The 7,736-nt window shown below is 31.7% G+C and carries 8 protein-coding genes; all 8 read right to left on the bottom strand.

Annotation, left to right across the window (positions count from 1 at the left end):
• Positions 1–254: 254 nt before the first annotated feature.
• Positions 255–1,226, bottom strand: a complete 972-nt coding sequence (locus DLK05_RS16170; RefSeq protein ID WP_127345050.1) for a TRM11 family SAM-dependent methyltransferase — start codon at positions 1,224–1,226, stop codon at positions 255–257.
• Between the two features lie 230 nt (positions 1,227–1,456).
• On the bottom strand, positions 1,457–1,849 hold the full coding sequence (locus DLK05_RS16165) for a putative signal transducing protein (protein WP_127345049.1): 393 nt from the start codon (positions 1,847–1,849) through the stop codon (positions 1,457–1,459).
• Between the two features lie 168 nt (positions 1,850–2,017).
• Complete coding sequence (locus DLK05_RS16160) at positions 2,018–3,907, bottom strand: DUF4139 domain-containing protein (RefSeq protein ID WP_127345048.1); 1,890 nt, start codon at positions 3,905–3,907, stop codon at positions 2,018–2,020.
• A gap of 119 nt (positions 3,908–4,026) precedes the next feature.
• Positions 4,027–4,947, bottom strand: a complete 921-nt coding sequence (locus tag DLK05_RS16155) for an RDD family protein (RefSeq protein ID WP_127345047.1) — start codon at positions 4,945–4,947, stop codon at positions 4,027–4,029.
• Between the two features lie 94 nt (positions 4,948–5,041).
• Entirely contained in the window at positions 5,042–5,476 is a 435-nt protein-coding gene (locus DLK05_RS16150) for a methyltransferase family protein (protein ID WP_127345046.1), read from the bottom strand.
• Between the two features lie 114 nt (positions 5,477–5,590).
• Positions 5,591–6,382 carry a class D beta-lactamase gene (gene blaOXA / locus DLK05_RS16145; RefSeq protein ID WP_127345045.1) on the bottom strand — a complete coding sequence of 264 codons (792 nt, stop codon included), beginning with the start codon at positions 6,380–6,382 and terminating at the stop codon, positions 5,591–5,593.
• A gap of 170 nt (positions 6,383–6,552) precedes the next feature.
• The gene (locus DLK05_RS16140; RefSeq protein ID WP_127345044.1) at positions 6,553–6,912 is read right to left on the bottom strand and encodes a lipoprotein; all 360 of its coding nucleotides are present in this window, start codon (positions 6,910–6,912) and stop codon (positions 6,553–6,555) included.
• Positions 6,913–6,922: 10 nt separating this feature from the next.
• The gene (locus DLK05_RS16135) at positions 6,923–7,438 is read right to left on the bottom strand and encodes a hypothetical protein (RefSeq protein WP_127345043.1); all 516 of its coding nucleotides are present in this window, start codon (positions 7,436–7,438) and stop codon (positions 6,923–6,925) included.
• Positions 7,439–7,736: the final 298 nt, after the last annotated feature.

Genomic DNA, 7,736 nt, shown 5'->3' with positions numbered 1-7,736 from the left:
CACAATGACAGCTAAGAATTAGCGCATCTGCAGTTTGTTGGAGATGCTCTAAAGAAATGGAGCAGTCTGCTGATGTGTGGATGCGCGATGGCCTGAAAAAAATGCGGGCCGGCGGTGGGGTGAATGGATATTTAGACTTTTCCGCTAACCGGATAAAGTCGTTAAGAATATCCAGAGTGTGGGGATAGCATATTTTTTTCTTGATTTTTTGGTTCTTTTTGTATCAAGGCAAAATGAACGAAAGCATTGCTCTCCTATCTCTGAAGAGATTTTTGTTTCGCACATTTCTTTTCACAAACCCATATTTTTCTAGAGAAATTTGCGTTCCTTTTTTTACTAACGCTACAATAATCTGATATTATCAATCCTGCTTTGCTGATCAAGTTTTCTATATCTGAGATAGATACAATAACAAGTCGATCTGTGATTTCTACTGTCGACTCAATAATGTGAAAGATAATATCATCATCTGCATAGCTAAACAAATTATATGGCAAGTCAATAATGGCGGCATCATACCTATTGCTAATGTCTTTTATGTCGGAGCGATATACATTGGTAGTATAGTTGAAATGAGAAAGATTTTCTCGTGCTTGCCTACATACCTTCCAATTAATTTCACAACCCTCAATGTTATTTCCTGCAAAACAGGCTTCTAACATTATTGTGCCAACACCACAACATGCATCTAGCAGCTTTTTCTCTTTGTTTGCCTTTGATGCAATATTGACAAGAGCTTTGGCAATATTTATATTTATTGAGTTACTGTATGAGTATGGTTTTTGCTTGTGTTTATGCCAGGTAAAATTATTTTTAAGCAAAACACCAAAATACCAAATATCTTCGTAATAGCATAAAGCATAAGTTATGGTTGGTTTATGATATTCCGGATTGCCTTCAATGGCGTAACCTATACCTCTTAACTTATCAAGCCTCTCAGCATACTTAATTGTATCACCATCCAAAACTAAATATTCCACTTTAAAACCCTCAACGCATATATTTTCTTTTATTATTTCATTTATTAACGTAGAATAATCTTCAGAGAATAAAATAATATCAAGTCTTTTTTTTATGAAAGCACTACTCGAAGGTTCAGCTTTTATATCAGAGAAAAGCAGCTTATTCTTTTCTTCCTTATTAAAAATATATCTCGATTCGAGCTTGCATAACTCCCTTTCAGTATCGTCATAATTAAAAGAATATATATAATTGTTTTGCTGCATTTTTTTGTCTTTGATATGCTTCTATTAGTAGGATTTTAGCAATGAATACCAAGGTGTTGAATATGATGCGTTTGGCATTTTTGAATGCTTCGATTTCTTAAATTTCTGCACGTGCATAACTTCCTGGTGCAAATGACCAACCTAAATAATAAATCGCAATCATTGAAGTAATTACTATTAAAAACCAAAATCCTTTTTTTCTGCATTTATTTTCGTTTCAACGTACTTTTCTATTTAATTTCAGTTTTACAATCTTTACAATAATATCTTGGCTTTAAATTTCCAATTGGGAAAACCACTAACAATGCAATAATTATATTGAAAATCTTAAATGCTTTTCTTTTTCCTAATCCTAAACCAATATTTTCAGAACCACAATTTTGGCAGACTAATTTTGTATTATTTGGCTCTATTTTATCTTTCAGAAGTTCTCGTGCTTTGTCGATGTCAATTTCATTTACAATAATTTGTATTCCTGAGCCCAACACATTATTGTACAATGGCATTAAATTAGTAAAATTTTCATTTGTCAAAAAACAGTCAATCCCTTCATTTAACAAACGTCCTTTTATTATATGAGCTTCTGTCAAATTATCAATTGTCATTAATCTTACTGTTTTCATTATTTTAATTTTATTTCTTGTGTAATGTGTTGTCTATAATGAAACCTAACCTTAAACTGTAAGATCCATCAATGGTTATGATTTTACAAATTGTTATCAGCTGTTGGGCTGTGAATACTGCCTCAGATCAATTATTTTAGTCTATTATAAAATAATGTGTCTAGTTCTTTATTCAATATTTAGTTTTCGTGATTTTGGATATTTTACAGAATACTTTAATTCAAGTTCTTTTTTATTAGTCGGATCTAGAGTAAAGTTCCATTTTATCTCACCGCTTTCTTTTTCATATTTGCCTCCTGAAGATGCCTGAAGTTCAACTTCAATTTCTTCAAATCTTGAAACTGGAATTTGATCTAATACAATCATCTGAATTTTTTGACTTTTGTTATTCTTAACAGTCGTTTTCCATCCTCTTGTTTGTTCTTTCTTTGTGCCAATAAATTGTTTTGTAGTATGATCTTTTACCTTTTCACGACTTACACTTACATTCTTATCACGACCCAAAGAGAGTTGTAGTGTATCAGATGCAAACCTGACATCTAATAATGTTTTACCAATATAAGTTTCTTCAAAAAAGATATTTGCTTCACCTTCCAGTAAATTATATTTTTCCCAATCAGTAATGTTTGCAATAAGGAAAGCATCTTTATCAATTTTAGGAATGCAAAAGTATTGATAGGATGCAGGAACATCATATACTATCATATCTACTGAATAATTTTTATTGTCAGATTTGATCGTATAGGGTGTTTTAATTTCAAAATTAATTGACGTTTGATTTTCGGTTTTTTGAAAAGGTATGGCATTGCTTTCTGAACCTCTACTCCTCACACTAGAAGTACCCCTAATTCTAACTCCAGCAACCTTTCCCTGTAATGCACTAGTCAAATCTCTTTTCTTTTTAGAGCCATAGCCAACAGTAACAACTTCTTCCAGAGGTAAAAAATTTTCATTCATGTATACATTCATTACTGAACTTGAAACAGGTAATGTCTGTTTTTCATAGCCAATAAATGAATAATTTAATTGATTGGCATTGGAAGGAAGTGTCAATGAATAATTTCCATTCATATCTGTTGTAGTACCTATTGATGTACCTGACACTACCACAGTTACTCCTGGCAAAGGCGATTTTTCATGATCAAAAACCTGCCCGCTGACCGAATTGATTGATCTGTTATAAACTGGTGGCTTTGTATTGTATCCGAGATAATAGGTTTTAAGTTGAGGAGCTACTCCTGATGTATTTGGGTTGGATGACGAGAATTTTAGTTTAACGTTATTCCAATTTACTTTTGTGTCCTGACGTAAATTCGCTTTATAAATTATTTCTACGGGCTCACTTATATCCTTGGCTCTGATATCATATGTCGGAAACCATCCCGTATTTTCAACTAAATAAGAAAGTTCAATTTTTGGATATGCCTTTGATTTGGTCCTAACTTTAACTAAAATTTCTCCAGTTGGAAACTCCTTCTTACTACTCAATGTTTTTAATTGATTTTCAAAGTTTCTTTTTTGTTTTTGTAAATCTTCAATTGTTTTATTTCTCTCAATCTCTTTTAGTTTAATTGAAGTGAGTTTAGTACTATAATATTCAGCTGCTTCCTTTAAATTAGTCACACTTAGCTCATTGTATTTACCACCAATTGCTCTGTTCTCTTTTAAAAAGGCAAGCTCTTCATTTAAAATTGAAAGATAAGTCTTTTCCAAATTCAATTGTTTATTGATCTCTTCAATTTTTGATTCAAGCACTTTAATATCTCGAGGCTTCTCCAGCTTGTCAATGTAATTCTGCTGATGATTTACAGATAAAACGGTAACGTCCCCATTAGCTTTTATCTGGACACTTTTAGCATCAATGAAGGGAGATAGGTTAACAAACTTTAAGATTGTAATCCCATTCATGAGCTCAACCTTTTTTGTGCGAGTAACTTGCGCACCTTCGAGAAAAACAGTCACTTCATTAACTTCCGATTTAATCTCTTTAACTTGAATCTCTTGAGCAAAAATATTGCTGACAAATAATAATAAAACAATTAGGTTTAAAGCTTTCATAAAATGTATTTACGGTTATAGGGTTAATAGCTTGAGTGCCTTTTTAATTTACAAGACAATTGAAACGGGATATAAGCCTTGAATTTAATACTTTTACTACTATTATTTATGAGCATTTCTTAATCATTTCCTTTTTCAATCGTTTTTGTAACACTTTGGGTTTTACTTGCAATGCCAATATTATAACCGTAATAAAGAGTCATTGTAACTCCGTCCATTTCCTGCGATGCTGGTATCTCATTTTTGACTATCTCGTAGATATCTTCGAAATATTTAGATTCGATATTACTGGCTTCATTTTTATCATCAATTCTTACGCTGATCTGTATAGATGAATAAGTTCTTGAAGGTTTATTAGTGCTGGTGTAAGTTGTTGTACTTGATTTCACCTCATTAACTGCAATAACTCCATTTTTATTCTCAATTTTTTCTTTAGCAGCAAGTAATTGACTTATCGTGTTTTCAGTAAATGTTTGATAAATACCCATCCCAATCATCAAAATAACTATCAAACCAAGTGGAATAAGTTTCATCGTACTTCTGTCATTTTGTTCGTCAATTTCTATATCCGTAACATCTTGTTTTGTAACAATACTTGCAACCAATATGTCGTGTAAACATCTTCTTGACTTATTTACTAGAATAAAATAGACCGATGCCATTATTGTTAATACTAGCAGCATTACTATTATTAACATTTTATTTCCTCCTGAAAATAATTGAACATTCATAATTGGGAAAAAAACTATGAAAGACCTTAAAAAAGACTTTTCAAGTGTCAGGTATCCTCCTTTAAGGTCTGTTACTTTTGCACCAATAGTTTTTTTTCCTATGGTTTGTCCATTACCAATTGAACTTTGAAGAATTGAGAAATAAACTATTGTAATTGTGCTTCCTAATAAGGTGCCGTATTTACCAAGTGAAACGTAAAAATCCTCAAAAAATAATCCGGAAATATATCCTATAATTCCTAGTATTAGAAAGTCAACGAATAATGCTAACATTCTTTTAAAAATTGATGGTCTTAATTTCTTATCCATTTTCTATGGTTTATTGTATTTAACGAATAGCCGTAAAATCTAGTCACTAGTTTATAATTTTTACAACGCTTTGGCTTTATTTGATTTCCAATTCTCAAAATATAAAAGGAATAATTCTTTTCGCTCTTTTAGAATAGGATACATATTCCGGATAGCTTTCTTTTAATGATTTTTCTTCTAATATCATTCTTAAAAAAAGTCCACCCGTTATTAGAAATACTGCTATGAAAGCCCACAGGTAAGGAAACGATATTAAACAAGCCCAAGAGAAATAAATGATGGAAGCATATATTGGATGCCGAAGCCACCGATAAGGTCCATTTGTTACAAGTTTACCTTCTGTAGCATTTGCCGTAGCATGAAAACTGCGTCGCCCAAATGTGATTCGAGACCAAATCATTAGTCCTACCGAGAAGATTTGAATAATAATCGCAATGGGATTTATGGTATAAATATAGTTTTTGTCATACAGAATAAGTATTCCAAATACTGCAAGTCCAAATCCGATTAACGAGCCAAATTTTATCATAGCTATTCTTGTTATAATAGTTTATCCTTTAAAATTTTATTCCTGCCTGTATCGTTTACTTAAAGCATATCATTTTTATAAACCTGTACTCACAAAGCATATAGCTGCCTGTGCTTAATCAATTATTCCTTCTTCCTTTAGGATATCATAGCTTATTTGTTTTCGATATTTTGCATCCGACTTTGTATTTAAATCCATATTTAATGCAAATATCCAGGTGCCTTCTTTTGAGCTTACATATCCTACAAACCAACCAATCTGATTCGCAATCCTCATTGCCCAACCGGTTTTGGAATGTAAAACGTAATTGTCTGTTGCATCTGTTATCATAAGGTCTTTGACTGCCTGCTGATTCTCCAAACTAAATGGTAAATCATTATTAATTAGTCTTTCTATAAATTTCACCTGATCCTTTGCTGAAATGCGCAAATCCCCTTCGAGCCAAAAATTATCAATTCGACCTCCCATTTTCGTATTTCCATATCCCACCCTAAGCATCCATTTATGCATATTCTTTGCACCTATTCTGCGTGCTAATTTCTGATAAAACCAAACACAGGACAGCGGCATGGCTGTTTTCATGCTTTGATCCTTATTCCATTTTTCCCATCCTTTATCCAAACCATCCCATTTAATGGTATCATCTACACTGCTAACAGCCTTTGTTTCTAATGCGATTAAGGAATTTAAAATTTTAAATGTTGAGGCTGGCAAAAAAGTACTATCACTTCTTTCTTCATTAAAAAACTGACTTTCTCCTGAGGAAGTATTATAAAGCACAAAGGTTCCATTGATATTGTATTTCTCAAATATCGTTTTCCATCTCTCATTCGAATTTTTACCCTGAGCTTTAAGAGCTAAAACACTTAATAGAATCAATAAACTTGATAATAGGCTTCTTCTCATTTTCTAGTTTAATTGTTTTGTTTTGGGTTCAATGCTAACAAGGCTTGGCGTTATGGTAATATTGCCGATTGCGTGGCATTTTCCTGTCAAGTTACAAGAAAGTTGAAGCGGGCTAAAGCCCTAAAAGCATAACTATCTCGGCTTTTATTTTTATACATTATTGCATGTAGTTATTTTCTAATCAGTTTTGTTTTCTCACTTTCCGAATCTTTATTTTCTAAATCACTTGAAATATAATATAAAATCGTGTCGGTGCTAATCTTTTCAAATATTTCATAATGAGGTTCCGACTCTAAAACATGACTTGCTTGAAGCACATATTTGTTTTCCAAATTCTTGTCAGTCCAATCAATGAAGAACTCACTTTTTATAGTACCTTGTTTATTCATTACGGAGTCCTCTGTAAAAATCCATTCTGAATCACTTGGATTTGTAGAATCATACCATTTCCCAATAATCCAATCGGGCGGCTTTATTGAACAAGCTGTCAAAATGAAGGCGAAACTGATATAAAGAATCCATTTTTTCATAGTCAAAACCTTATGTAAAAGATAAATAGTACCAACCATTCGTAATCTTAGAAAATCCAGTCACATCGTAGCCATTTATCCTAAATCGTTCTTCTTTTTCGATTTTTTCCAATTGTTCTTTGGTCACAAAAAACAAACCGTATCCATTATCAATAAATCTTCTCATTATAAAAAGCACACCGAACTCACATTTCTCAATTTCAATTATATCCGTTGTTTTAATGAATGATTCAATTATTTTTCTTTCTGAAGCATTTAGCAAAACTGAATCAACTCCATATCGAAAATTTTCAACAATTAATCCGTCAAGTGGTCTATTATAAATCTTTCGAATTGAGTCTTGCTGTATTATCAGATTTATTGCTTTGTCATTGTCCTTATAAAGTTCAATTGCATATTTTCGAGTCGGTATTTTCCACAAATTTAATTGACCTTGCAAAATTGAGAATATAACAATTAATCCAATTGTAATCAGTTTAGGAATCCAATTTCTAACAATTATCAAGCTTAAAATTATTGCAGTCAAGAATATTCCAATTCGCAAAAACCAAAATCCGTATGATGTTGGAAAATTATATAATTGCAATCCTGATTTTGTAAGCAATAAAAGCAAAATTAGAATCAATTTCCATTTATTCTCTAATATGTAAGCTCGTATCTTCATTTAATTACAGACAACGAATAGCTGTAAGAATCTGTCACTAGTTATAATTTTTACAGCGTGTTGGGATGAGTTTTGCTGTGAATACCACTAATGTAAATTTTAAGCTATTCTGATTCATAAATTTACTTTTAAAATTTCATTTCCTTTTGTATAGTTTATA

This window comes from Ancylomarina longa (assembly GCF_003996985.1).
GTDB classification, from domain to species: Bacteria; Bacteroidota; Bacteroidia; order Bacteroidales; family Marinifilaceae; genus Ancylomarina_A; species Ancylomarina_A longa.
The sequence above is the reverse complement of the archived record's forward strand: the minus strand, read 5'-3'. Positions and strand labels throughout refer to the sequence as shown.